The organism is Allobosea sp. 10L422 (assembly GCF_056395345.1).
The window spans coordinates 732,408-754,264 of the sequence record NZ_JBFTJI010000002.1 but is presented as its reverse complement, the minus strand read 5'-3'; the positions used below and the strand labels follow the sequence as shown (position 1 = coordinate 754,264).

Below are 21,857 nucleotides of genomic sequence, written 5' to 3'. Positions count from 1 at the left end.
GCAGACAAGAAGCCAATTCGACCCCGAGGACTGGCACGAAACTGAATCGAAGCCTCAGAACATCGGCACAAGCCAAGGCAGATCATGCCGATTTGAGTTTGGCCGGCCATGGGGCGGCATCGCAAGGGCGGCTTCAACTTCGGCTTCTGCAAAGCGACCGGACTGGCTAGGCTGTCGGCACATGTCCATCCCTGCCGGGTCCGTCGATGCGCAGCCAGAAGATCATCCATGTCGTCGGCTGCCACGCCGCGGGCGAGGTCGGAGACGTCATCGTCGGCGGCGTGCGACCGCCGCCGGGCGACACGATCTGGGAACAGTCGCGCTTCATCGCGTCCGACGAAACCTTGCGGAACTTCATGCTCAACGAGCCGCGCGGCGGCGTCTTCCGTCATGTGAACCTGCTCGTTCCGCCCAAAGACCCGCGCGCCCAGATGGGCTGGATCATCATGGAGCCGGCCGACACGCCGCCGATGTCGGGCTCCAACGCGATCTGCGTCGCGACCGTGCTGCTCGATACCGGCATCTTGCCGATGCGGGAGCCGCACACCGACATCGTGCTGGAGGCGCCGGCCGGGCTGATCGAGATCCGCGCCACCTGCCGCAATGGCAAGGCCGAGGCGATCAGCCTGCGCAACGTCCCCTCCTTCGCCGCGCGCCTCGACGCAACGATCGAGGTCGCCGGCCTCGGCACGCTCACCGTGGACATCGCCTATGGCGGGGACAGCTTCGTCATCGTCGACGCAGCGCGCCTCGGCTTCGCGCTCGCTCCCGACGAAGCCCGCGAGATCGCCGAGACCGGCATGAAGATCACCCGCGCAGCCAACGAGCAGCTCGGCTTCACCCATCCGGGCGATACGGCGTGGGATCACATTTCCTTCTGCCAGTTCGCCGCCCCGGTCGAACGCATCGATGGCCTCCTGACCGGCCGCAATGCGGTGGCGATCCGCCCCGGCAAGATCGACCGCTCGCCGACCGGCACAGGTTGCTCGGCGCGGATGGCCGTGCTCCATGCGCGCGGACAATTGTGCGTCGGCGAGCCCTTCGCAGGTTTGTCTATCATCGGCTCCCGCTTCGACTGCGCAATCGAGAGCCTGACGCGCATCGGCGATACACCGGCGATCGTCCCGCGAATCACCGGCAGCGCATGGGTGACCGGCACCTCCCAGCTCATGCTTGATCCCGACGACCCCTGGCCCGCCGGCTATCGCCTGTCCGATACCTGGCCGAAACTCTGACAGACGGATGTTCCAGCTCTGAAACGGCGCAGCGGCCCTTGACACCTGCCGGTGCGATGGGGAATTTGGCGGCCGATGCGGGTGTAGCTCAATGGTAGAGCAGCAGCCTTGATGCGCCACCTCCAAAAACGTTCAGGCTGACGAGGTGGCCAGATTTGGGCTAGCAGCGCTGTCGTTGGTTTGATAAGGCGTCTGAGACGCGCGGGCGTAGCTTAGTGGTAAAGCACTAGCCTTCCAAGCTAGCTATGAGGGTTCGATTCCCTCCGCCCGCTCCATCACTCTCTGGCAATCTCATCACTTGTCTGGACGGTAAGGTGGCTCGTGCGATGGCGGGCCGGCGCGCCCTCAATAGCGCCGTAGCCGGCCCGACTTCGTGCCAACCACCGGATCCAGCTTGGCTTCAGACTGCCCGTCGTCAGGATGTGAAGGATCCCGCTGATCACCCGCCGGTCATCGACGCGTGGCTTGCCTGGCTTGCGGCGGGGCAAATGCGGCCCATTTATACGGGCGTATCTCAATAGCTAGCGCAGGACCAGGTCCTGCACACTGCCTCTGGCAAACGGAGAAATACCAAATCCGAATTGGAGGTCGTCTATGAGCCAGGTACAAGTCGAGAAGAAAACCTATCAGATGCCGCCGCAGGATGGGTTTACCGTCGCGCACTTTCTTACCGTCGCCGACGTCGAGCGATCGCTGCGATTTTACGAAACGGTCTTCGGAGGTCGCATTCTAAGCAGAGGCGACAGCAGCGGCGCGCCGGGGTACATCCAGATCGCGAACACGTGGCTCCTCGTTAACCCCGGGGGCGGTCCGACACCCGACAAACCATCGGTAACGCTCAGTGTCCCCGCCGATCCCGATTTAGTCAGCAGCTTTATGAATATCCGCGTTGCAGATATTCAAGCGTGTTATGACCTTTGGCGAAGTCGAGGAGCCGAGTTCATCACGGAGCCAAAGCCCAAGTACGGCGAGACGCGCTGCTACATTCGCGATCCCGATGGCTATATTATAGAAGTTGGGCAAAGCAATCCGGGAGTTGCTTACGGCTGAACCGACGAGCTGATCGAATAACTCGCCACTTCCGCTATTGGCCTTTCGCGACATATTGCAGTGCCGCACGACCTCATTCGCTTTGTGAGCAAAGCAGGCATGGCAATCGTCGCGTCATGCAACCAAGTTTATGGGTACACGGCCTAAAGCCATACCGTGACGAAGGTCGGATTGGCGTGAATGTCAATCATCTCTAAGCGCCCAGGCCCCATGTTCTCGAAACGGTGGGGAGCGTTGGCCGGTGCCACGAGGATATCGCCTTCAGTGGCGATGGTGACCTTGCCATCTATTGGCGTTGAGATAGGCACTTGAACATGGGCAGGGTGCATTACCGCCTTCCAAGCTGAATACCCGGGTTCGATTCCCGGTACCCGCTCCAACCCCCACCGTAATCTACGCCTGAGCCGGCCACGCATGGGTCCCGAATTGGCCCGCGTGGTCATCGCGCGCCTTCTCCTGCCCCGACGTCAAACCCGTCATGAAGCGCGGCCTTAGTGCTGGCGAGGCTACGTAGCTGTGGTCTCCAAGACGTCCGCTCCCTTTGTCCTGGAGAGCTTTCCGCTCGGGGCTGTGCGGGACGGCTGCAATTGCGCGGGGGCAACGGCGAGGGGCCGAGCTGCGGTCATGACGATGCGCTCGGCGTCAGACGGGCGTTCTTGTGCAGGTTTGTCCGGGTATCTCCGGTCCCGGGGTTACAGCTTCGCAACCCCGGCCTCTCGGGCCGCGCCCGGTCGAAGCAACCTTCATTGCTTCGGCGGCTAGCGCTCTTCGATGGCGAGCACCGCAAAGGTCGCGAGCCAATGCTCGCCCATATAATCGCCGGCGATATGCGGCAGCCCGGCTTCGAGATGCCGCCGCCCCGCATCCGCGATGATCGGCCGCCGTGCATCGCCCGCCGGCAACCCCGCGGCGAGCGCGCTCCAGCACCAGGCCCGGCTGAGATTCAGCCCGTCGAGATGCGCGATCTTGCCGTCGGTCCGGTCGCTCACAATGGCCGGCTTGAACAGAATAGCCGGCTCGCTCTGCGCGACATGCGGCAGGAAGCGTTCGAACCAGGGCAAGAAGCGTTCCGCCGGCAGCAGGCGGCGCATGCATTCCGCCTCGATCAGTGTCGAGGATTGGAAATCGTCTCCGCTGGGCTCGCCCCAGGCCGGGCAATCGACATCGGCGCCGTACCAGCGCAACGCCGTCTCGCGCAGCAGCGTCAAGAATGCCCCGTCCTCGGTCGCAGCCGCATAATCGGCCGCCATCCGAAGGCCGAAGGCGGTGTTGAAATGCGTGCCCACACGGACCGGATAGGTCGCGATCGGCAGGAAATCGCGGAAGCGCTGCGCGAAGGCCTCCGCCAGCGGAGCCATCGCCCTGCCCCAGCGCCCGTCATCGAGCCCCTTCAACTCGGCCGCGAGCTTCAGGAGCCAGCCCCAGCCATAGGGTCGCTTGAAGCCGCGCGCCGTGGGCCTGGCGAGATAGGCACACTCGACCGCAATCTTCTCCGGGACGAGCTGCGCGTCGAACAGCGCGACGATATCGGCGGCGGCTTCCATCCCGGGGTAGCGCCGGAGCAGGCGTGCGAGCATCCAGTAGCTATGCACGCAGGAATGCCAGTCATAACTGCCATAGAACACCGGATGCAGCTCGCTGGGCGTGCGCGCATCCTCCGGCCCGGCAAGCGTATGGTCCGGCTTGTTCGGATATTCCCGGCGGACATGGCTGAGCGCGATCCGGGCGAAGCGAAGCGCAATCTCTTCGGTCAGGACGGGGGTGGTCATGGCTCGGCAGTCTCCGGTTCGGCGCGACGCATCGACAAGGTCGTGGGCCCCCGGAGACTGCTTCGGCGCGCCGGAAAGCGCCAGATGCGATCACTCGATCTTCACATTCGCCTTCTGCGCCACCTCGGCCCAGCGCTTCGTCTCCGAGGCGATATGGGCTGTGAACTGCTCCTGCGAAGAGCCGACCGGATCGACGCCGAGCTTCTTGAGTTGATCGATCACCGCCTGCTCGCGCATGATCGCCTGCGTCTCGGTCGAGAGTCTGGCGACGATCTCCTTCGGCACGGCGGACGGCGCGAAGAAGCCATGCCAGGAGCTGGCGTCATAGCCGGGAATGAACTCGGCCAGCGCCGGCATGTCCTTGGCGACCTCCAGCCGCTGCGGCGTTGCCGTCGCCAGAGCGCTTATCTTGCCGTCCTGCACATGCGGCCAGGCGATGGTGATGTTGTCGAAGGTGATCTGGATCTGGCCGGAGAGCAGATCCTGCGTCACCTGCCCGCTCGAACGATAGGGCACATGCGCCATATCGGTGCCGGTCGAGACCTTGAACAGCTCTGCCGCCATATGGGTCGAGGTGCCCGCCCCCGACGAGCCAAAGGAATATTTACCCGGGTTCTTCTTTAGCAGGTCGATCAGCTCGGGAACCGTCTTGGCCGGCAGGTCGATATTGACCATCAGGATGTTCGGCACGCTCGCGACCTGCGAGATCGGCGCGAAATCCTTGACGTGGTCGAAGGGCAGCTTGGCGTAGACGGCCGGGTTGATCGCATGGGTCGAGACCGTGCCCATAGTCAGCGTGTAGCCGTCCGCCGGCGCACGCGCGACGGCAGCAACGCCGGTGTTGCCGCCGGCGCCGGCCCGGTTCTCGACGATGAACTTGCCGCCGAGACGTGCGCCGAGACGGTCGGCCAGGATACGGCCGAGCAGATCGGTCGTGCCGCCCGCCGCGAAGGGCACGACGATGGTGACCACCTTGCCGCCGGGATAGTCGCCCTGCGCGAAGGCGGGGCCCGCTGCGGCAAGACACGCCCCAGAAAGGCAGGCGGCGGCGATGATGGTTCTGCGCGTCATGCTCATCGATTCGTCTCCCCGTGGCGGACAATTCCGCCTGCGCCTCATAACGGGCGCTTGCCTCGATCGATAACACAGGATCGCAGATTTGAAATCTGAAATTTCAGATTGCCGCACGTAACGCTTTGTGCTGTTTGATGGGTCATGGTGCCCGGTCTCGCAGCCGCGATGCAGCGGCCCGACACGGCACCTCGGAAGAACCATGTTGCAGCCTGCCGTCGAACCCGTTGCGCCCGATCTGCTGCGCTCCCTGCGCGAGCACGTGCATGAGCGCTTGCGCCGCGCCATCGTCGCCGGCCGCTTCCGCAATGGCGAACGTTTGAACGAGCGCCATCTCGCCGAGATGCTCGGCGTCAGCACGACGCCGGTGAAGGACGCGATCCGCAAGCTCGAAAGCGAGGGCCTGGTCCGCACCGAGGCGCGCCGCGGCGTCTTCGTCGAGTTCTCGCCCCGGCAGGCGCTGGAAATGGCGCTCGGCCGGGCCGCGCTCGAAAGCGTCATGGCCCATATCGCGGCGAACCACCTGACCGGCAGCGACGAGAGAGACCTTGCCCGGTTGATCGCCGAGATGGAGCAGGCGACCGAGCATGGCGACCTCGAGGATCTCGTCGCGCTCAACGAAACCTATCACCGCGCGATCCATCGCATCTCCGGCTGCACCTATCTGGAGCGCAGGCTCGACGGCCAGCGCATGTACGATCATGCCCAACGCATTTCGCTGCATTCGGAGCTGGCCGAACGCCGCCGCGGCTTCGAGGAACACCGCGGCATCTACGAGGCGCTCCTGGCGCGCGATCCCGCGCTCGCTGAACTCAGGATGCGCCGCCACATCGTCCGCTCGGCGAAGGCCCATGTACGGCTGGTCTTCGGCGCGGACGCGGAAGGACTGGACTATGACGAATGACAAGGTGCGCAGTGCGCTGCGCGGCATTTCCGGCGTCCACGTCACCGCCTGGAAGGTGGATGGCGAAGCCGACTGGGCCCTGACGGGCAAAATCGTCCGGCGCATCGCCGAGGCCGGCATCCACAACATCGTCTCGGCTGGCAACACCGGCGAATTCTACCCGATGACAACAGCCGAAGTGGAGCGCTCGCACGCCGTCGCGGCGGAGGCGGCCGCCGGCAAGGCGCTGGTCACCGCCGGCATCGGCAGGTCCCTGCGCGAAGCCATCGCGACCGGAAAGCTGGCGGCGAAGGCCGGCTGCGACGCCGCGATGGTGCATCACCCGCTCGACCCTTTCGCCGCGCCGCAATCCCAGGCCGACTACATCCTCGCCATCGCCGAGGCGCTCACCATTCCGCTCGTCGCCTATATCCGCTCGGACGCGATCGGCGTGAAGGACCTGATCCGCGTCGCGACCCATCCGAACGTCGTCGGCGTGAAATTCGCCTCCAGCAACATGATGCTGCTCGCCGACTGCGTGCGCGAGACACTGGGCACCTCGGCCAACTGGATCTGCGGTCTCGCCGAAGGCTGGGCAGCGCCTTTCTATGCGCTCGGCGCCCGCGGCTTCACTTCGGGCCTGATCAACGTCGCGCCGGAACGCTCGCTTGCCGTCTGGCGTGCGCTGGAAGCCGGCGACTACGTCACGGCGCGCCGCGAGGTCGACGCCATCGCGGGCTTCGAGAAGCTGCGCACCAAATACGGCAACGGGGCCAATGTCACGGTGGTGAAGGAGGCGCTCGGGTTGCTCGGCACCGATGTCGGCCCGGTCCGCCTGCCCGGCCTGCCGGAATTGAACGAGGCCGAGCGGGCAGAGCTGCGCGGCATCGTGTCGAGCTGGGGTGCAGCGAAGGCCGTGGCAGAGTGACAAACCGTCATTCTCGGGCGGAGCGGAGCGCAGACCCGAGAATCTCATGACAAGATGACACTGGTTTCCGAGATGGTCGGGTCAAGCCCGACCATGACGCCAGTACCGCTTAGAACGACAAGAATTCGAGGAAGCGCCCATGTCCGCCCGCCCCCGCAAGACGCCCGAGACCCTGCGCAGCTGGCGCTGGTTCGGGGCGAGCGACCTGCGCTCGTTCGGGCATCGCTCGCGGGCTTTGCAGATGGGCTTTGCTCATGAGGAGTTCATGGGCAAGCCGGTGATCGGCATCATCAATACCTGGTCCGAGATCAACCCCTGCCACACCCATCTGCGTGACCGCGCCGAAGCGGTGAAGCGCGCGGTCTGGGCGGCCGGCGGCTTCCCGATCGAGATCCCGGTGATGTCGGTCTCGGAGCAGTACCAGAAGCCGACGACGATGCTCTATCGCAACTTCCTGGCGATGGAGACGGAGGAATCGATCCGCTCCCACCCCCTCGACGGCGCCGTGCTTCTCGGCGGCTGCGACAAGTCCACGCCGGCGCTGATCATGGGCGCCTGCAGCGCGGGGCTTCCCTTCATCTTCGTCCCGGCCGGGCCGATGCTGCGCGGCAACTGGGCCGGCAAGGTGCTGGGCTCAGGCGCAGATGTCTGGAAATACTGGGCCGAGAAGGAAGCCGGCAACATCACCGACGGTGAGTGGAAGGACATGGAGAGCGGCATCGCCCGCTCCTACGGCACCTGCATGGTGATGGGCACGGCCGCGACGATGATGAGCCATGCCGAGGTGCTCGGCCTCACCTTGCCCGGCGCCTCCGCTATCCCCGCCGCCGACGCCGCCCATCCGCGCATGGCCGCCGCGGCGGGAAAACGCATCGTCGAGATGGTCTGGGAAGACCTGACTCCGGACCAGATCCTGACCCGCAAGAGCTTCGAGAATGCGCTGACGGTGCATATGGCCGTCGCCGGCTCGACCAATGCGATCATCCATCTCGTCGCCATGGCCGGTCGCGCCGGCGTGCCGCTGACGCCTGATGATTTCGACGCCTTCTCGCGCACGGTCCCGGTCATCGCGAATTTGCGCCCCTCCGGCGATTTCCTGATGGAGGATTTCTTCTATGCCGGCGGCCTGCCGGCCCTGCTGAAGCAGCTCGAGAGGAAGCTCCACACCGATGCGATGACGGTGACCGGCAAGCCGCTGGCGCAGACCATCGCGCTCGCCAACGTCTATGACGACAACGTCATCCGCCCGCTCGACCGCCCGGTCTCGACCGCCAACGGCCTCGCCGTGCTCAAGGGCAACCTCGCTCCCGATGGCTGCGTCATCAAGCCCTCGGCCGCCGAGCCGCGCCTGCTCAGGCATTCCGGCCCGGCCCTCGTCTTCGAGGACTACGACGCGATGATGCGGGCCGTGAATGACGAGAACCTCGAAGTCACCGCCGATCACATCATGGTGCTGAAGAATTGCGGCCCGGTCGGCGGCCCCGGCATGCCGGAATGGGGCATGCTGCCGATCCCGAAAAAGCTCCTGAAGCAGGGCGTGCGCGACATGCTGCGCATCTCGGATGCCCGCATGTCCGGCACCAGCTACGGCGCCTGCATCCTGCATGTCGCGCCGGAAGCCTACATCAAGGGCCCGCTCGCCGCGGTGCAGACCGGCGACATCATCAGCGTCGATGTCGAGGCCCGCAGCATCTCTATGAACCTCACGGACGCCGAGATCGCAGCCCGCCTCGCAATCTGGACGCCGCCCAACCGCGACTATCCGCGCGGCTGGGGCAAGATGTCCGCGGCCCATATCCGGCAGGCCGACAAGGGCTGCGACTTCGACTATCTCGAAGGCACCGCCAAGGTGGCGGAGCCGGAAATCCATTGAGGCATGTGGGAAGCGCCATTCTCAGGCCGCCCCCCTGCGCGGACCTGAGAATCGCCTGCCGAACGAGGCTCCAGAACCGATCTTCCCGCGATGCTCGGGTCAAGCCCGAGCATGACGCGCTGCTTTACAGCTCCGCATCGAAGGCGACGGCGTCGAACGCCGCCCGCACCCGCCCCAGCGCTTGCGCGGTGACATGGGCATAGGCGCGTTCGAGCGACTGGGCGACGACACCGCGGTCGCTGCCCTGCACGTTGAGTTCCTGCGAGACCGAGAAGCTGACAGCCGGCGTCGCCCGCATCGGCACGGGCATCCCGATGCTCTGGCGAGAGCCCGCCGCCGGGGCCTGGTAGGCGTCGAGCAGGATCTGCCCGTCCGGTCGCCAATGGTAGCGTCGGCACAGCATCTGCTCAATCGCGAGCGGGCGCGCGCGCCAAGCAGTAGCGATACTCCCCTGCTCCAGCTTGATGCGGGCGAAGTTGACCGTCCCGGCGCTCGGGGACAACCGTACCGTCAAGGCGCCCGTGTCCCCCACAGCCGGCGTCAGCGTCACCGAGCGGCGGCCTGCGCCTGCCGTGATCGTGCCGGACTGGCTGGCGATGGCGACCGTGAGATTGCCGCCGCTCAGCCCTTCGACGGAAAGCGTCAGCGACAAACCGGCAAAAGAGGCAAGGCCCCACAGCGCCGGCTCGACGACCTGCACGATTCCGCCGGAATTCAGCGTGATCGCGAAGCCGCTGCGCCAAAGATTGGCGCCCCCGCTCGCCGCCTTCCAGCGGTCGAAGCCGTAGCTTCCCGCCGCGAGCGCACCGCCCCCAAAGCCCCGTTGGTTGATCTGCATATCGCCATTGATCAGGAAGTCTGGTCCGGCCGCCCAGGCCGAGCCGGGGAGCGCCACGCCGCCCGTCCCGCGATCGATCGCGATTGCATCGTGCCAGGACGAGCCATCCGCGCTGACCTTGACCCGAAAATCGTCGTCTCCGGATAGGCCGAACTCGGCCCGCCCCGACCAGTTGCTCTGAAACAGGACGCTCGCGGTGCTGCCGGCGCTGCCCTTGTTGATCTTGAGGCGATGGTCGCCGCCGGCATGGTTGAACAGGCTTGCCTCGGAGGACACGGCGAGACGATTGGTTGCGTCGGCCGTCGCGTTGATCCCCCAGCGCTCGGCCCCGAGGCTGCTGAGAGGGCTGGCGCGCCGCCATTCCGTACCGGTCCAGAGATTATGCTCCGCCTCATCCGCGATCCAGGCCTGCCAGCCCTTGCGCGGCGTCAGGAACGTCCAGCCGCCATCCTCGAACAGCGCCAGTTGATCGGTCCGGCCGGCGAAGACACCCGCGCCGCCCGGCGGCACGATATAGGCGGAAAGCTCAGTCGGCGAAGCCGGCGGCGCGGCCTGCGTGCGGCTGTCGACGACCAGATGGATCAGGGCATCGAGCCGCATCAGGGCGTCGTTATGGGTCACATGCTTCTGCGCCTGCCCGGCTGCGAGCAGGGGCAAGGAAAGTCGGGGGGTATCGGTCATGAGGCCTCGCGAAGGGGATGCAGCGCCGGGCTGTCGCGAGGGGGATTATCGAGCGGTTGCCGGCGCCGGGGATAAGTCGGCCAGCGCAATTGGAGCGGCGCGGCCTCAGGCTGGAACCAGCTCATCAGCGAGGAGATGCATAGATCGCCTTGGCGCCGCGCGCGATCCGCGCCGCCGGCGATGCGGCAGAACTCTTCAGCATGAAATCTCTCCCCTTCATCGCCGACACGCTGTCCCGGCGCCCTTGCGACAGCATAGCCGGCGCGAAGACATGACACAGTTTTGCCCTATGCCATTGCTTCGCCGTTTTTACCTTGCCATAAAGGCATAGCTGCGCATCGGCGCGAAACGATTCTGACAGTGCTGGCCTAAATCTTGCTGCGCGTCCCGCCAGCATTCGGAGTCCCGGTTTGAACGCCTCCCTCGACAAGTTGCGCCGCGCCGCCGTGCTGATCGGCTGGACCGCCCTCCTCGTGATCATCGTGTCGACATTGTCGCCGATCGATGCCCGGCCACACCTTCTGAATCTGGGGCCGGACGTCGAACGCTTCCTTGCCTATCTCGCCGCTGGCGCGTTGCTGACCTTCGCTTACCCGCGCCAACGCTGGCTCGTGCTGCCTGGCCTGGTCGCTCTGGCCGCCGGTTTGGAATGGCTGCAGACGCTGGAGATGACCCGTCACGGGCTGCCTCATGACGCGCTGGTCAAGATCATGGGTGCGGTTATCGGCTCCGCCATGGCAAGCTCCTTCGAATACATGCTCCGGCGCTTCCGCAACGCCTTCTGAACGTCGGGCCTGCTCGATCCGGTGTTCCGATCTGGTCCAGCGGCCCGCGGCACAGGCATTGCCACCTCAGCCTTCAAGACGATCCGCTGCGCGCCCGCGTCCCGCATTGGGACAGGGCGTCGCTGCAGCTCGGATCTGGGGCGGAGTGACATGAGCGTCAACGATCTGGACAGCACGCTGCTGACGACGTCCGCAAGCCGGCGGCGCCTCTGGCGGCACTGGCTCGGGCCGCTGACCGCAGCGAGCGACGCGTTCGTCGTCGGCTCTCTCGTTGCGGGGGCGTCGGCCACCTATTACCTGGTAACCCAGCATGAAATCGGCATGGATCGCGCCGCCCCCGAGCTGGCAGCGATGTTGATGACGATCTTCGTCTTCATCAATCTGATGCAAGGGCGCTATCAGCTCAAAAACTACCTCTCGCCCCAGGGACAGATCGCATCGGCTTTCTCCGTCTGGAACCTCACGATGGTCGCGTTCCTGGCGTTGATCTTCGTTGCCAAGATCACCGGGCACTACTCGCGAATTGTCATTTTCACGACCTATTTCGCCGGAATACCGGTGATCGCGCTCTCGCGCTCTCTTCTTGCCCGGTGGGTCGCAGCCGGCAGCAAGGCAGGCCGGATCACGGCCGAGCGCGTCTTCCTGATCGGGCAGGAAGACAACGTGATGTCCTTCGTCGCCCGGCACAAACCCTGGCATGTCGGTTTCGCGATCACCGACGTTGCGTTCCTTAAACCCGGCCGGAATGGCAATCGGGCGGAACTCGCGGCCAATCTGGCCGCCGCCGTGGCAAACTGCCGGGCCGGGCGGCCCGATGCCGTCCTCATCGCCCTGCCCTGGTCGGAACAGCAGACGATCGAGGCCTGCGTCAGCGCCTTCACCAATCTTCCGGTCGCGATCCATCTCGCGCCCGAGCCAATCATGGAGCGTTTTGAGACGCCGCATTTCGTACGCTCCGGCTCGTTTTCCAGCCTGCGCCTGACCCGGCAGCCGCTATCTGGGGCAGAGATCGCAGCCAAGCGCGCTTTCGACATGGTCGCGGCAGTCGCGGGTTTGGTGCTGACCCTGCCGCTCCTCATCATGATCGCCGCCCTGATCAGGCTCGACTCGCCCGGCCCGATCCTGTTCCGGCAGCGTCGCTATGGCTTCAACCAGCAGGCGTTCCGCATCTTCAAGTTCCGGACCATGACCACGACCGATGACGGGCAGGTCGTCATCCAGGCCAAGCGCAACGATCCCCGTATCACCAGAGTCGGGCGGTTTCTCCGCCGCTACAATCTCGACGAACTGCCCCAGCTTCTGAACGTCATTGCCGGTGACATGTCCCTGGTCGGACCGCGGCCGCATGCGCTTGCCCATGATGTCGAGTTCCAGCGCAGGATCGCCAACTATGCGCGCCGTCACAACGTCATGCCGGGCATCACCGGCTGGGCTCAGGTGAACGGCTTTCGGGGCGAGACCGATACCGACGAGAAGATGGCCAAGCGCGTCGCCTATGATCACTGGTACATCGACAACTGGTCGTTCTGGCTTGATGTCGCGATCCTGCTCAGAACCGTCTTCAGCCGCAAGGCTTTCACCAACGCGCGTTAGACGCGGGCCAGGTGACTTGAATCAACCTTTCGGGAACCGCCTATAACCTATTGATTATATGAAGCATTGTCAGGCCTTGTTACGACCAGGCCGGGTCGGCGCGCCATTGTCCGCGCATTGCGCGGCTTCGCGCCGGCAAGAGCGGCCGGCAAGGATGGCCGGCTCGCACCTCTTATGAGAACAGGTGCCAGATGCCCCGCCCGAGCCAGACGGCGCAGCCGAACATGATCGCCAGCGCCAACACCAGCGTCCCGAAGATCACGGACCGCCCGGCAAAAAAGCTCGCCAAGCTCGCCCGGTTTTCGGGAACATTGTCGTTCGCCGCCCGCGGCACGCGAGCCGGGCTGGAGATGCGGAACGGGGTGGGAATTCGATGCACGCGCTCTGGTCGCATGGCACGGGCTCATAGCGTTAAAATTGCGTTAATCCGACGCAATGATAATCGACTGAAATCGATCTGCGCAAAAGCCCAAGGTGAACATTCCGCCGAGTTTGGCCGAACAAGGTTAACCTAAGGTCAGCTCCACCCGGCCGCCGGCTCGCGCGCGATGCTATTCCATCACCATCGCATGGTCGTCGGCCGGGGCGGCGGCCTCTTTTCGAGGCGTGCGCAGCAGCGCCAGGAAAGGCAGCGCGGCAAGGCAGAGGATCATCAGCAGCTTGAAGTCGTCGACATAGGAAATGATCGTGGCTTGACGCGTCACGACCTCGTCGAGCGCGGCGCGCCCCGCGAGCTTCAGCGGATCCCAGGCCTCCTTGATCGCCGGCGTATCGAAGATGCGGTTGAACGGCGTGACGTAATTCGCGATCTCGGCATGGTTCACCTGCACGTTGCGGGTGAGCAGATAGGCGACCAGCGAGATGCCGACGCTCGAGCCGATATTGCGCGAGAGGTTGTAGAGGCCGGTGCCGTCGCCGCGATACTCCGCCGGCAAGGTCGCGAAGGTGATCGTCGTCAGAGGGACGAACAGAAGCCCGAGCCCAGCCCCCTGCAGGAAGCCGGTCAGCATGATGGTCTGTTGCGATACGTCAGGCGTCCAGCCGGCCATGTCGTACATCGCCCAGGCGCTGACCAAGAGGCCCGAGCCGAGCAGGATGCGCGTGTCGACCTTGCCGATCAGCTTCCCGACCACGAACATGCAGACCATGGTGCCGAGGCCGCGCGGTCCCATGACGACGCCGGCAGTCACCACCGGATAGCCCATCAGCGTCTGCAGATAGGGCGTCATCAGCGCCAGCGACGCCAGATAGCAGATGCCCACGATGAAGATGAAGATCAGCCCGACGCAGAAATTGCGGTCGAGGAAGAGCCGCGGCTTGATGAAGGAGTTCTCGGCCGTGAAAGTGTGCACCACGAGGATGTAGAGCGCCGCGGCGCAGACGGTCGCCTCGACGATGATCTCGAAGGAGTCGAACCAGTCGAGCTGCGCGCCGCGATCGAGGAAGAGCTGCAGCGCGCCGATCGCGATGCTGAGCGCGCCAAAGCCGATCCAGTCCAGCTTGGCGGAAGCGCTGGACCTGGTCTCGCTGACGAAGATCGAGACGCCGACCAAAGCCAGGATGCCGAGCGGCAGGTTGATGTAGAAGACCCAGCGCCAGGAGATGTTCTCGGTCAGCCAGCCGCCGATCACCGGCCCCAGCACCGGCCCGACCATCACCGAGACGCCGAACAGCGCCATGGCCGAGCCGCGCTCCTCCGGGATGTAGATATCGAGCAGGATGCTCTGCGACAGCGGCACCAGCGCCGCGCCGAAGAAACCCTGCATCAAACGAAAGCCGACGATCTGGGGCAGCGACTGCGCCGCGCCACACAGGATCGATGCGACGACAAAGCCGATGATCGCCACCGACAGCACCCGCTTGCGCCCGAAGCGAGCGGCCAGGAAGCCCGAGGGCGGCGTCATGATTGCCGCCGCGACGATGTAGGAGGTCAGGACCCAGTTGATCTGGTCGGCGCTCGCCGAGACGCTGCCCTGAATATAGGGCAACGCGACATTGGCGATCGTGGTGTCGAGCGCCTGCATGATCACCGCGAGGATGACGCAGGCAGTGATGGCGCCGCGGTTGGCGACCGGGGTCGCTGCCGCGGCGATGGCGCTAGCCATGGTTGTTCTCTGTCTTCTTGCTCGTGCCCGGGTTCTTGCTCATGCCCGGATTCTTGCTCATGCCCGGGGTCTTGCTCATACCCATGGCCGAGCCGACGAAGTCCGGCAGGCCGCGCGCATGGCCGGTGTCGACATCGAGCGTCACGCTCATGCCGGCGCGCAGTTGCGGCCTGTCGGGCGGCGTCTCGATCTTCACCCGCATGGCGATGCGCTGGACGACCTTGACCCAGTTGCCACTGGTGTTCTGCGCCGGCAGCAGCGAGAAGCTYGCCGCCGARGCCGGGCTGATACTGTCGACCGTGCCGCTCCAGTTCGCGCCCGGATAGGTGTCGACATAGACCTCGGCCTTCTGCCCGGGCCGGACCCAGGTCAACTCGGTCTCCTTGGGGTTCGCCTGGATCCAGACATGATCGGTGGAAACCAGGCTGAAGGCGTTGGTCGCCTCCGCCAGATACTGCCCCTTCTGCAGCGAAGGCACGTTGGTGACGATGCCGTCCATCGGCGCACGCACCACGGTGTGGTCGAGCTGTCGCGCAGCCTCGGCGCGAGCGGCGACGGCATCGCGATAGCGCGGATGCTCCTCGACAGGAGCATCCGGGTTGCCGTTCAGGCCGGCGGCGATGCCGGCGAGCTGGGTCTGCAACTGCACCAGTTTCTGCTGCGCGCCGTCGAGATCGTGCTTGGCCTGGTCATAGGTCACCTGCGACGCGACGGATTTGGTGGCGAGATCCTGCTGGCGCTTGAACGTGGTCTGGAAGAACGCGATATCGCTCCCGGCCTGGGCGATCTGGCTTTGCATGCCCTTGTAGGTCGCCTTCAGCGCCTCGAGATCGTTGCTGACCACGCCGATCTGCGCGTCGGCCCGCTCCAGCGCGAAACGGAACGGCTTGTCGTCGAGCCGGAAGAGCACTTCGCCGGCCTTCACCGGCTGGTTGTCGCGGACATCGACCTCGCTGACGATGCCGGCGACATCCGTCGAGATGCCGACGATATCGGCCTGCACATAGGCATTGTCCGTCGACATCACCTGACCACCGGTGACGTAGTAATAGCCGCCCGCGGCCAGGGCGATCGGCAGCAGCGCGAAGAGCAGCTGGCGCTTGCGATTGGGGCCAGGACGCGCTGCCGGAACCCCGGATGTCGCGATGGGCGCTGTCTCGGGCGTCTTGTCGGCGGGCGCAGCGGGCGCCTTCGCCTCTCCGGCGCGCTTGATCTCGGTCACGTTGCCGCGCATCTCCGGGTCGGAAGCGCTTGTCGTGCCGGCATCGGCTCTTCTGGCAACGTCATCCATGGCGGGCCTGTCCTTCGGCGGCCGGCGATTGGCAGGCAGCCACGAGATTCTCTTTCATGGTTTCGAGCAGGCCGAGCAGCCGCGCGCGCTCCGTTTCCGGAATCGCACCGAACGCCTCGGCCCGCGTGACTTCGCCGAGCCCGCGCATTGTATCGAGCGTCGGCCCGGCCTTCTCGGTCAGGTAAAGCTGCCAGCTGCGCCGGTCGGTCGGATGCGGCCTGCGCTCGACGAGCCCGCAGCTCTCCAGCTTGTCGACGATCCGGCCGACGGTGATCGGCTCGACATCGATCAGCTCGGCGAGCATCCCCTGCTGAATGCCGGCATTTCGGTCGAGATAGGCGAGCACCTGCCATTGCGAGCGCGTCAGCCCGGTGTCGCGGGCGTTCTGCTCAAAGCGTTTGCGCAGCAGGCGCGCGACATCGTGCAGGAGGAAGCCCACGGTCGGTGGCGGCTTTGTAGGCATGCTTGTCATAAGCATCTATATAATATCCTGATACAGCCATGCCAAGCGCGGGGGCCATGGTCGCGCGGTACGTCCCCCCTGCATGGCGCGCATTGCCAGGCGCGATCGGCCGCGGCTACCTTCGCCCGGCGGGAGCGCAGTCGGGGATCAGCCCGGGCGTCCCGTGCGGGGGGAGTAGCGTGCTGGGGCGTTGGATTCGCGGGCAGTTGGCGTCGCTGTCAGGTGTGGGATTGGCGCTGGGAACCCTGCTGTTCGCAGCCGCCCTAACGCCCACCCTCGTGCCCCGCAGTTATCTGACGCAAGGAGCGCTAGCCGGCATTTGCTTTGCGATCGGCTATGGCCTCGGCGTTTCGTCCCGGCAGCTCTGGCGCTATCTCGAACTGTCGGAGCCTTCGGCGCGGTTGCGGCGCCCGGCGAATGCCGTGATCCTTGCCCTGTCGGTGCTGATCGCACTGTGGTTTCTCTGGAAGGCGGGGGATTGGCAGAACTCGGTCCGTGCCGTCTTCAGCCTGCCACTGCTACCGAGCTCACACCCGGCCAAGCTCTGCCTTGTCGCGCTCGCGACCTTCGTGCTGGTCCTGGTCATCGCGCGCCTGTTCAAGCGGCTGGCCGCCTGGCTTGTCGGAATTATCCGGCGATACATCCCCGTTCGGCTCGCCAACATCATCGGGATCGGCCTCGCCGCGCTCTTGTTCTGGTCGCTGGCGAGCAACGTTCTGGCGAGCGCGGCCTTCCGCGTGCTGGATTCATCCTATCGCGAGCTCGATGCCCTGCTCGAGCCGGAGCGCGCCCGGCCGACCGCTCCGAACAAGACCGGCAGCCCGGCCTCGCTCGTCAACTGGCGGGAGCTCGGCCGCGCCGGCCGCGAATTCATCGCCGCCGGCCCGACTGCCGAGAGCATCAGCAAACAGACCGGACGCCCCGCCCAGGAGCCGATCCGGGTCTATGTCGGCCTGCGCGGCGCCGAAACGCCGGAAGCGAGGGCCAGGCTCGCCCTGGAGGAACTCAAGCGCGTCGGCGGCTTCTCCCGCTCGACGCTCATCGTCGTCACGCCGACGGGCACGGGCTGGGTCGATCCCTCCGCGATGGATGCGCTCGAGCATCTTCGCGATGGCGACGTCGCCAGCGTCGCGGTGCAATACTCCTATCTGAGCAGCCCACTCTCCCTTCTGACCCAGCCGGAATACGGAGCCGAGACGGCCCGCGCGCTCTTCCGCGAAATCTATCGATACTGGACCGCCCTGCCCCACGACACGCGCCCGAAGCTCTATCTGCACGGCCTCAGCCTTGGGGCCATGAACTCGGAGAAATCCGCAGAGCTGTTCGAAATGATCGGCGATCCGATCGACGGCGCGCTTTGGAGCGGCCCGCCCTTCGAAACCCGCGGCTGGCGCTCGATCACCGAGGCCCGCAATCCGGGAACGCCGCAATGGCTCCCCGAATTCGGGGACGGGCGCATCGTGCGCTTCATGAACCAGAACGGCCCTACGGTCCCGCCCGACCGGCCCTGGGGGCCGATGCGGCTGGTCTATCTGCAATATGCCAGCGACCCCATCGTCTTCTTCGACTATCGCGACGCCTACCGGCAGCCGGCCTGGATGCAGTCGCCACGCGGGCCGGACGTGTCGTCCGAGCTGCGCTGGTATCCGATCGTCACGATGCTGCAGCTGGCGCTCGACATGGCCGTGGCGACCAGCACCCCCATCGGCTACGGCCATGTCTACGCGCCCGAACACTATGTCGAGGCGTGGACGGCAGTGCTCGGCCCCGGCCGCTGGTCGGCGGAGGAACTCGCGGCCCTGAAGCGGGATCTGGCCGCGCGGGCGCGGGCTCGGGCAGGCGCCGATCGCCCCGCCAACGACCCATACGACAACCGGGGCGGATAGCTCCGGCGATGAAAGAAGGGCAAAGGGGCTTGATCCCGATCGCGTTTGCGGCTGTGCTGCTGCATCTCTGGCCAGGGGGCCCTCCGGGAAGCCGATGGACGCCACGCGATCACCAGCTCCAGGATCAATGACAAGGGCCATGCTGTCCTAGCATCGGCCACCCCTTTGCCTTTCACCATGATGCATCGCTTCGACTCTGACCAATCGCGATGGAGGACCGATGAGACAGCTAGGGTTTAGGGCCGGAGGTTCCGGTGCCGGAATCGGTTCGTTGAGCGGAAGCCTGCTTCTGGCGCTGTTGCTCTCAGGCTGTGGCGGCGGCGAGACGCTGTCGCCGGTGGCGAGCGTCGCGGACACCGCCCCGGCCCCGACCAATGTCACGCGTGATGCGCTGGTGGGCCGCTGGGGCATCGCCTCCTTCCACACCGAAAAGGACCGCAAGCGCACCGAGGCCGAAGCGCGGGCACAATGCAAGCAACCCTATACGATCACGAAGGGCCCCGGCGACGGCGTGATGATGCATGTCGCCGACGACCCCAAGCCCTATGAGCTTCGATTGAAGGCCGGCCCGGGCGGCAAGAGCTATGTCGGCTTCGAGGCGCCGGCCGGCGATCCGCAAGATCGCGAGCTGCTCTCGGTTTCGCAGAAGGAGCTGGTGATGCGCTTCGTCGATCCGGACGCGAACCGGCGCTACGGCACCTTCGTCTACAGCCGCTGCTGATCTGGAGCTGACGGGACATGAACCTCTCAAAGACCCTCGCCGGCATCGGCCTCGCTGCCAGCTTCGCCTGCCTGCCGCTGCTCGCCCTCTCCGGCGCCTCCCTGGCGCAGCCGCGCGCGCCGGCGGCGATGAAGGAGACGATGGATATCGGCGACGAGCCCGGCCGCATCTCGACCGAGGAAGTGACCATCACCGACGGCCCCTATGCCCGCCAGATGGTGCTGTTCCGCTCCAACGAGGCGCCCGGCACGGTCGTGATCCATTCCGGCGAGCGCTTCCTCTACGTGGTGCAGGGCAATGGCCGCGCGCTGCGCTACGGCATCGGTGTGGGCCGCGAGGGCTTCACCTGGTCCGGCCAGGTCCAGGTCAGCCGCAAATCCGAATGGCCGGATTGGCGCCCGCCGCCGGAGATGCTGCAGCGCCAGCCCTATCTGCCGCGTTTCATGGCCGGCGGCCCCGGCAACCCGATGGGCGCGCGTGCCCTCTATCTCGGCTCGACCGTGTTCCGCGTCCACGGCACCAACCAGCCGGAGACGATCGGCCAGGCGATCTCCTCCGGCTGTTTCCGGCTCGCCAATGGCGACATCATCGACCTCTACGAGCGCGTCCCGGTCGGGACCAAGGTCATCATCCGCCACAACGCCACGCTCTGACCGGCGCGGTGCGCAACCGAATCCGAAGGGAGAAGAGAGCCATGTCAAAGGCCTCATGGTTTCGCCTGCCCGGCCTCGCCGCCGGCGCCGCGCTGGCCGCCACGCTGGCGGCCCCGGCAGGGGCAGGCACGCTTGAGACGGTAAAGCAGCGCGGCACGCTCCAATGCGGCGTCAGCGAAGGCGTCCTCGGCTTCTCGGCCAAGGACGCCGAAGGCAAATGGAACGGCTTCGACGTCGATTTCTGCCGCGCCGTCGCGGCCGCCGTCCTCGGCGACGCGAACAAGGTCGCCTTCACCCCGCTCTCCGCGAGCGAGCGCTTCGACGCGCTGAAGGGCGGCAAGGTCGATCTGCTGGCACGCAACTCGACCTGGACTCTCGGCCGCGAAGCGGAACTGGGCCTCGCCTTCGCCGGCATAACCTATCACGACGGGCAGGGCTTCCTGGCGAAGCGTTCGCTCAAGGTCGACAGTGCGCTCTCCCTCGACAAGGCGAAGATCTGCGTCGAGGGCGGCACCACCACGCAGCTCAACCTCGCCGACTTCTTCAAGGCCAATTCCATGACCTATGAGGAGAAGGTCTATCCGAGCGCGGCGGAAGCCTTCGCCGCCTTCGAGGGCGGACAATGCGATGTGCTGAGCCGCGACCAGTCGGCGCTGCACGGCGAGCGACTCAGGCTGGCGAAGCCCGCGGATGCGATCGTGCTGCCGGACGTGATCTCGAAGGAGCCGCTCGGGCCGGTGGTGCGCAGCGACGACTTCCCCTGGTTCAACGTGGTGAAGTGGGTGAACTTCGCGTTGGTCAACGCCGAGGAACTCGGCATTTCCACCGCCAATGTCGACGAGGCCCTGAAATCGCAGAAACCCGATGCACGCCGCTTCACCGGCGCGGAAGGCGGCTTCGGCAAGGCCATGGGGCTCGATTCGGACTGGGCGATCCGGGCGGTCAAGGCGACGGGGAACTACGCCGAGATCTATGAGCGCAATCTCGGGACCGGCTCGAAGCTCGGTATCCCGCGCGGCCTCAACCAACTCTGGAGCATGGGCGGCGTGCTCTATGCTCCGCCGCTGCGGTAGAGCATGGCGGCTGCTTTCGTCGGGAGCGGGTTCAGGCCCGCTCTCGACATGGCATCAGCGGCAGAAGCCGAGCCATTTCGAATTTGAAGGAGATGGGTGGTGGGGGAAGCAGGACTCGAACCTGCGAAGGCATAGCCAGCGGATTTACAGTCCGCCCCCTTTGCCGCTCGGGACATTCCCCCGCCTGCGCCCATGATCGGCCTGTGGGGCCGAGGGCCACCGATATGTCACTTTCGCGACGACCGGCAGGCGCGGCCGGACTTATGGTGACCGGGCCGCGCCCTGTCAACGGCAAAAAGACCGGAGATGCGAATTCACTGTGAAGCCAACCCGGCCCGAAATCGCTCAGCTCGCAACGCCGAGGCGCTGCAGGATAAAACCGACACGGATTTCGACGCTTTCCCGCGGCAATTCGACGAGATCGTAGCCGTAGTGCGGATAGGTCCGGGCCATCGCCTCACAGGTCTGCACGGCCTCTGCGAAGTCCTGCTTGCGTTCGGCATCCTGCCCGAAGATCGCAGGCCATGGCGGCGCAATGAATACGGTCCTGCGATAGCGGAATCGTTCGGCCGCCGCCTCGACATGCGGTGGCACCGGCAATCCACAGAGCGTGAGATAGCCGGCGATGTCGGGCAGGCCGCGGTCGAAGAAGACAAGCTTGCCTTGTCCGCGCGCCTCATCGTAGCTGCGCAGATCGGCCGCGAGCATCAGCTCTGCGAAGAGCGCTCGATTCTTCCATGGCAATCCCTCGCCACCCATCGCCAGCTGGTCGCGGATAACAGCCCGGCCGGCCTCGGGCTGCACGGCATGGCCGCGCTTCGCCAGCGCCTCGATCAGGGTCGTCTTGCCTGAGCCGGGCCCTCCGGTGAGGACGATCAGCCGGTCTCTGTCTTCTGTCATGGTCGCTCCTTTCCTCAGCGATCCGTCCACGCCGCGCGCTTGGCTCTGGCCAAGCGCCT

21 protein-coding genes, 2 tRNA genes and 1 pseudogene are annotated in these 21,857 nt (G+C 65.6%); 12 read left to right on the top strand and 12 right to left on the bottom strand.

The annotated features are described in order from the left end of the window. The first annotated feature begins 206 nt into the window (after nucleotides 1-206). Nucleotides 207-1,235, top strand: a complete 1,029-nt coding sequence (locus AC1DEZ_RS08065) for a trans-3-hydroxy-L-proline dehydratase (protein ID WP_476779313.1) — start codon at nucleotides 207-209, stop codon at nucleotides 1,233-1,235. A gap of 201 nt (nucleotides 1,236-1,436) precedes the next feature. After that, a tRNA-Gly gene (locus AC1DEZ_RS08060) sits at nucleotides 1,437-1,510 on the top strand. 132 nt (nucleotides 1,511-1,642) lie between these two features. Here the strand turns inward: AC1DEZ_RS08060 and AC1DEZ_RS08055 are convergent. After that, a pseudogene (locus AC1DEZ_RS08055) lies at nucleotides 1,643-1,753 on the bottom strand (IS5/IS1182 family transposase); the annotation flags it as partial. A 76-nt stretch (nucleotides 1,754-1,829) separates the two neighbouring features. Between AC1DEZ_RS08055 and AC1DEZ_RS08050 the strand changes: the two are divergent. Beyond that, nucleotides 1,830-2,285 carry a VOC family protein gene (locus AC1DEZ_RS08050; RefSeq protein WP_476779312.1) on the top strand — a complete coding sequence of 152 codons (456 nt, stop codon included), beginning with the start codon at nucleotides 1,830-1,832 and terminating at the stop codon, nucleotides 2,283-2,285. 143 nt (nucleotides 2,286-2,428) lie between these two features. Here AC1DEZ_RS08050 and AC1DEZ_RS08045 read toward each other — a convergent pair whose 3' ends face one another. The 3 genes from AC1DEZ_RS08045 to AC1DEZ_RS08035 form a co-directional block, all read right to left on the bottom strand. Then, a complete protein-coding gene (locus tag AC1DEZ_RS08045) occupies nucleotides 2,429-2,614 on the bottom strand; it encodes a cupin domain-containing protein (protein WP_476779311.1) in 186 nt (61 codons plus the stop codon). Nucleotides 2,615-3,043: 429 nt separating this feature from the next. Further along, nucleotides 3,044-4,054 carry a DUF2891 domain-containing protein gene (locus tag AC1DEZ_RS08040; RefSeq protein ID WP_476779310.1) on the bottom strand — a complete coding sequence of 337 codons (1,011 nt, stop codon included), beginning with the start codon at nucleotides 4,052-4,054 and terminating at the stop codon, nucleotides 3,044-3,046. Between the two features lie 90 nt (nucleotides 4,055-4,144). Further along, nucleotides 4,145-5,131, bottom strand: a complete 987-nt coding sequence (locus tag AC1DEZ_RS08035) for a Bug family tripartite tricarboxylate transporter substrate binding protein (protein ID WP_476779309.1) — start codon at nucleotides 5,129-5,131, stop codon at nucleotides 4,145-4,147. Between the two features lie 196 nt (nucleotides 5,132-5,327). Between AC1DEZ_RS08035 and AC1DEZ_RS08030 the strand changes: the two genes are divergently transcribed. The 3 genes from AC1DEZ_RS08030 (at nucleotide 5,328) to araD (ending at nucleotide 8,809) form a co-directional block, all read left to right on the top strand. Next, entirely contained in the window at nucleotides 5,328-6,029 is a 702-nt protein-coding gene (locus AC1DEZ_RS08030; protein ID WP_476779308.1) for a GntR family transcriptional regulator, read from the top strand. Beyond that, nucleotides 6,019-6,936 carry a dihydrodipicolinate synthase family protein gene (locus tag AC1DEZ_RS08025; RefSeq protein WP_476779307.1) on the top strand — a complete coding sequence of 306 codons (918 nt, stop codon included), beginning with the start codon at nucleotides 6,019-6,021 and terminating at the stop codon, nucleotides 6,934-6,936. The genes AC1DEZ_RS08030 and AC1DEZ_RS08025 overlap by 11 nt, the downstream gene beginning before the upstream one ends. Nucleotides 6,937-7,075: 139 nt before the next feature. After that, nucleotides 7,076-8,809 carry an L-arabinonate dehydratase gene (gene araD, locus AC1DEZ_RS08020; RefSeq protein WP_476779306.1) on the top strand — a complete coding sequence of 578 codons (1,734 nt, stop codon included), beginning with the start codon at nucleotides 7,076-7,078 and terminating at the stop codon, nucleotides 8,807-8,809. Nucleotides 8,810-8,933: 124 nt separating this feature from the next. Here araD and AC1DEZ_RS08015 read toward each other — a convergent pair whose 3' ends face one another. Then, on the bottom strand, nucleotides 8,934-10,328 hold the full coding sequence (locus AC1DEZ_RS08015; protein ID WP_476779305.1) for a DUF2793 domain-containing protein: 1,395 nt from the start codon (nucleotides 10,326-10,328) through the stop codon (nucleotides 8,934-8,936). Between the two features lie 124 nt (nucleotides 10,329-10,452). Next, nucleotides 10,453-10,725 (bottom strand): hypothetical protein, encoded by a 273-nt coding sequence (locus tag AC1DEZ_RS08010; RefSeq protein WP_476779304.1) that lies wholly within the window; start codon nucleotides 10,723-10,725, stop codon nucleotides 10,453-10,455. Between the two features lie 13 nt (nucleotides 10,726-10,738). Here AC1DEZ_RS08010 and AC1DEZ_RS08005 point away from each other — a divergent pair, with 13 nt between their 5' ends. Further along, nucleotides 10,739-11,113, top strand: coding sequence for a VanZ family protein (locus AC1DEZ_RS08005; protein ID WP_441512888.1), 375 nt, complete (start codon nucleotides 10,739-10,741; stop codon nucleotides 11,111-11,113). A 150-nt stretch (nucleotides 11,114-11,263) separates the two neighbouring features. Beyond that, nucleotides 11,264-12,706: an undecaprenyl-phosphate glucose phosphotransferase gene (locus AC1DEZ_RS08000; protein WP_476779303.1), complete on the top strand. Its 1,443-nt coding sequence runs from the start codon at nucleotides 11,264-11,266 to the stop codon at nucleotides 12,704-12,706. A gap of 172 nt (nucleotides 12,707-12,878) precedes the next feature. Here AC1DEZ_RS08000 and AC1DEZ_RS07995 read toward each other — a convergent pair whose 3' ends face one another. The 4 genes from AC1DEZ_RS07995 to AC1DEZ_RS07980 form a co-directional block, all read right to left on the bottom strand. Next, nucleotides 12,879-13,100: a hypothetical protein gene (locus tag AC1DEZ_RS07995; RefSeq protein WP_441512890.1), complete on the bottom strand. Its 222-nt coding sequence runs from the start codon at nucleotides 13,098-13,100 to the stop codon at nucleotides 12,879-12,881. A 157-nt stretch (nucleotides 13,101-13,257) separates the two neighbouring features. After that, nucleotides 13,258-14,811 (bottom strand): DHA2 family efflux MFS transporter permease subunit, encoded by a 1,554-nt coding sequence (locus AC1DEZ_RS07990; protein WP_476779302.1) that lies wholly within the window; start codon nucleotides 14,809-14,811, stop codon nucleotides 13,258-13,260. Continuing rightward, on the bottom strand, nucleotides 14,804-16,102 hold the full coding sequence (locus AC1DEZ_RS07985; RefSeq protein WP_476779301.1) for an HlyD family secretion protein: 1,299 nt from the start codon (nucleotides 16,100-16,102) through the stop codon (nucleotides 14,804-14,806). The genes AC1DEZ_RS07990 and AC1DEZ_RS07985 overlap by 8 nt, the downstream gene beginning before the upstream one ends. Further along, complete coding sequence (locus tag AC1DEZ_RS07980; RefSeq protein WP_441512893.1) at nucleotides 16,095-16,580, bottom strand: MarR family winged helix-turn-helix transcriptional regulator; 486 nt, start codon at nucleotides 16,578-16,580, stop codon at nucleotides 16,095-16,097. The genes AC1DEZ_RS07985 and AC1DEZ_RS07980 overlap by 8 nt, the downstream gene beginning before the upstream one ends. Nucleotides 16,581-16,771: 191 nt before the next feature. Here AC1DEZ_RS07980 and AC1DEZ_RS07975 point away from each other — a divergent pair, with 191 nt between their 5' ends. The 4 genes from AC1DEZ_RS07975 (at nucleotide 16,772) to AC1DEZ_RS07960 (ending at nucleotide 20,898) form a co-directional block, all read left to right on the top strand. Further along, nucleotides 16,772-18,451 carry an alpha/beta hydrolase gene (locus AC1DEZ_RS07975; RefSeq protein WP_476779300.1) on the top strand — a complete coding sequence of 560 codons (1,680 nt, stop codon included), beginning with the start codon at nucleotides 16,772-16,774 and terminating at the stop codon, nucleotides 18,449-18,451. A 271-nt stretch (nucleotides 18,452-18,722) separates the two neighbouring features. After that, nucleotides 18,723-19,172: a hypothetical protein gene (locus AC1DEZ_RS07970; RefSeq protein WP_441512895.1), complete on the top strand. Its 450-nt coding sequence runs from the start codon at nucleotides 18,723-18,725 to the stop codon at nucleotides 19,170-19,172. Nucleotides 19,173-19,189: 17 nt separating this feature from the next. Beyond that, nucleotides 19,190-19,825, top strand: coding sequence for a L,D-transpeptidase (locus AC1DEZ_RS07965; protein WP_476779299.1), 636 nt, complete (start codon nucleotides 19,190-19,192; stop codon nucleotides 19,823-19,825). Between the two features lie 41 nt (nucleotides 19,826-19,866). Continuing rightward, the gene (locus tag AC1DEZ_RS07960; RefSeq protein ID WP_476779298.1) at nucleotides 19,867-20,898 is read left to right on the top strand and encodes an amino acid ABC transporter substrate-binding protein; all 1,032 of its coding nucleotides are present in this window, start codon (nucleotides 19,867-19,869) and stop codon (nucleotides 20,896-20,898) included. Nucleotides 20,899-20,995: 97 nt separating this feature from the next. Here the strand turns inward: AC1DEZ_RS07960 and AC1DEZ_RS07955 are convergent. After that, nucleotides 20,996-21,080 (bottom strand) — tRNA-Tyr (locus AC1DEZ_RS07955). 163 nt (nucleotides 21,081-21,243) lie between these two features. Next, nucleotides 21,244-21,798, bottom strand: a complete 555-nt coding sequence (locus tag AC1DEZ_RS07950; RefSeq protein ID WP_476779297.1) for an AAA family ATPase — start codon at nucleotides 21,796-21,798, stop codon at nucleotides 21,244-21,246. Nucleotides 21,799-21,857 lie beyond the last annotated feature (59 nt).